At 35.8% G+C, this 2,301-nt stretch carries 4 protein-coding genes; all 4 read left to right on the top strand.

Annotated elements, in window-relative coordinates; translation table 11 throughout:
- The first annotated feature begins 121 nt into the window (after positions 1–121).
- Positions 122–292 carry a hypothetical protein gene (locus ABUA47_RS24175; RefSeq protein ID WP_196073004.1) on the top strand — a complete coding sequence of 57 codons (171 nt, stop codon included), beginning with the start codon at positions 122–124 and terminating at the stop codon, positions 290–292.
- Between the two features lie 12 nt (positions 293–304).
- Positions 305–1,294: an aldo/keto reductase family protein gene (locus ABUA47_RS24180; protein WP_229079566.1), complete on the top strand. Its 990-nt coding sequence runs from the start codon at positions 305–307 to the stop codon at positions 1,292–1,294.
- A gap of 62 nt (positions 1,295–1,356) precedes the next feature.
- The gene (locus ABUA47_RS24185; RefSeq protein ID WP_057089502.1) at positions 1,357–1,965 is read left to right on the top strand and encodes an MBL fold metallo-hydrolase; all 609 of its coding nucleotides are present in this window, start codon (positions 1,357–1,359) and stop codon (positions 1,963–1,965) included.
- Between the two features lie 134 nt (positions 1,966–2,099).
- The coding region (locus tag ABUA47_RS24190; protein ID WP_349832221.1) for a DegT/DnrJ/EryC1/StrS family aminotransferase at positions 2,100–2,301 on the top strand (202 nt) is incomplete at its 3' end.

Raw genomic sequence — 2,301 nt, forward strand, 5'->3', positions numbered from 1 at the left:
ATATCAGAGCGTTATATTAATAACTTATCGGGTGATTTCAGCATCTGTTTTTCGGAACATCTAACTGGACACCCTATCAACTAAACGGCTTATTAAGTTAACTTTCAACGTAACTCGTTGCATGATAGGAGAAGATGGAATCACTCGCGTTGTAGAAGTCTCTGAACTTTACAACCGTTTGACGAATAAATCTGAGCGTGAACGACTCATGATTGATAATGAATCTGTTGTCAACCGTTTTGCTGGATGGGCAAAATCGTTTGAACCATATAAAGAATACGTAATATTTTAACTGCATAATTATATGGATATGCAATATGTAAAATTAAATAATGGCATTGAAATGCCGCAAGTTGGTCTAGGAACGTTTCTTATACCGAAGGATAAGCTAGAAGATACTTTGATAAAAGCTTATGATATGGGTTACAGGCAGTTTGATACAGCTTGGAGATATTATAATGAGGCTGATATTGCCCGGATTTTCAAGAAACATGGTATTAAGCGTGAAGATGTGTTTATTACTACAAAAGTAAATATTGATGCGTTTTACTATGGGGGATATAAGTATGGAATTCATAGAATTCTTAACCGAAGAAATAATGTCAGTATCGAACAAGCTATTCTAAAATCTTTTGATAACCTTGATACGGAATATATAGACTTATTTTTGATTCATAATCCTTGGAAAATATTCATGGATATGTGGGAGGTTCTTGAGAAATTCTATAAAGAGGGAAGAATCAGGGCAATTGGAGTTTCCAATTTTCTGCAGCCACATATTGAAGCTTTGAGTGAGATTTCGGATGTTGTTCCTGCTGTAAATCAAATAGAAATTAGTCCATTAAACGCTCAGATTGAATTAACAAAATACTGTCAGGATAGAGGAATTGCAGTTGAAGCTATGTCGACATTCAGTCATTTTCGTTCAGTAGAGCCAAGACTGGAGATTATCGAGCATCCTTTGATTTTGGCAATCGCAAAAAAACATGGTAAGAGCACCGTTCAAGTAGTCCTACGGTGGCTTGTCCAAAGAGGTATTATTGTGATTCCTAAGACTTGGAATATGGTTCATTTGAAAGAAAATATTTCGATTTTAGATTTTGAACTAAGTGTTGATGAAATGGCTGAGATAACTTCTTTGAATAAGGGTAGGTATTTGAACTATAATCCATTTGTCGCACAAAGAGGGCTGCCTAAAAAATATAGGAACTGGGAAGGGTTTAAGAATCCTGATAATTTCACGGATATGTTCAATAATTTTCCAGCATGGAGAAAATGGTTATCAATCTATTGATGATATAATTTGAAGGCATTGAAGATTGTGCTGATAATCGGTGATTCAATATTTTTAATATAATGTTAACTGTAAAATCCATTGTCAATACTATTCTAGAATCAAAAACATATATTCTTGAAGTTGATAGATTGGATTTTTGGATTGTGGACCCTGGAGATGTTGAAAAAATTATGGAGATTGTGGATAAAGACAGAGTGCTGAAAGGGATTTTACTGACACATATTCACTACGATCATATCTATGGATTGCCTGCTTTAGTACGGATATTTCCCAGTGCAATAATCTATACTAATGAAGCTGGTATAAAAGCTTTGGCTTCTGTAAAACTGAATCTATCGAAATACTATGGTACCCCAATGGTATATTGGGGAGAAAATATTAAAGTTGTTCGTGAAGAAGATTCCATTACTCTACTAGATGGGATAAATGTAAAGGCAATAGAAACACCGGGGCATAGTCCAACTTGTATTACTTATCTTGTAGGGAACTATGTTTTTTCAGGAGATTCATATATACCGGGATATAATGTTGTAACGAATCTTCCCAATGGTAATAAAAAGGAGGCGGATAAATCGAAAGCACGAATAATTCGATTGGCTGAGTCTCGGATATTATGTCCAGGACATCTTGAGAAAGTAACCCTTGCTAAAAAAGAAGCAATTATATAGTTTTAGATATGAAACGGTTTTGGAAAAAGCTCTGTAAAATCCTTGTTTTTTTGCTAATTCCATATTATGTAAAAAGAGAGATATCTTCATAATATTCATTGCACTTCTTTGAAAAGAAATTCATTTATAACTTTATGGACAAACGAATATATCTTTGCCTCGCTCACATGAGCGGCAAGGAGATGGGCTTCATACAAGAAGCCTTCGATACGAACTGGGTTGTTCCGCTTGGCCCGAACGTGAATGCCTTCGAGCAGGGTTTGGAACGCTTCGTGGGACAGGATAAAAAGGTAGTGGCCTTGAGTGCAGGTACAGCAGCGGTACACCTGGCCCTGC

This window comes from Bacteroides sp. RTP31139st1_H2_RTP31139_211217 (assembly GCF_040227615.1).
GTDB lineage: Bacteria > Bacteroidota > Bacteroidia > Bacteroidales > Bacteroidaceae > Bacteroides > Bacteroides uniformis.

What these genes read in the sequence shown, in the direction of transcription:
- ABUA47_RS24175 (WP_196073004.1), top strand. Translation starts at nt 122, where the DNA reads ATGATAGGAGAAGATGGAATCACTCGCGTTGTAGAAGTCTCTGAACTT.
- ABUA47_RS24180 (WP_229079566.1), top strand. Translation starts at nt 305, where the DNA reads ATGGATATGCAATATGTAAAATTAAATAATGGCATTGAAATGCCGCAA.
- ABUA47_RS24185 (WP_057089502.1), top strand. Translation starts at nt 1,357, where the DNA reads ATGTTAACTGTAAAATCCATTGTCAATACTATTCTAGAATCAAAAACA.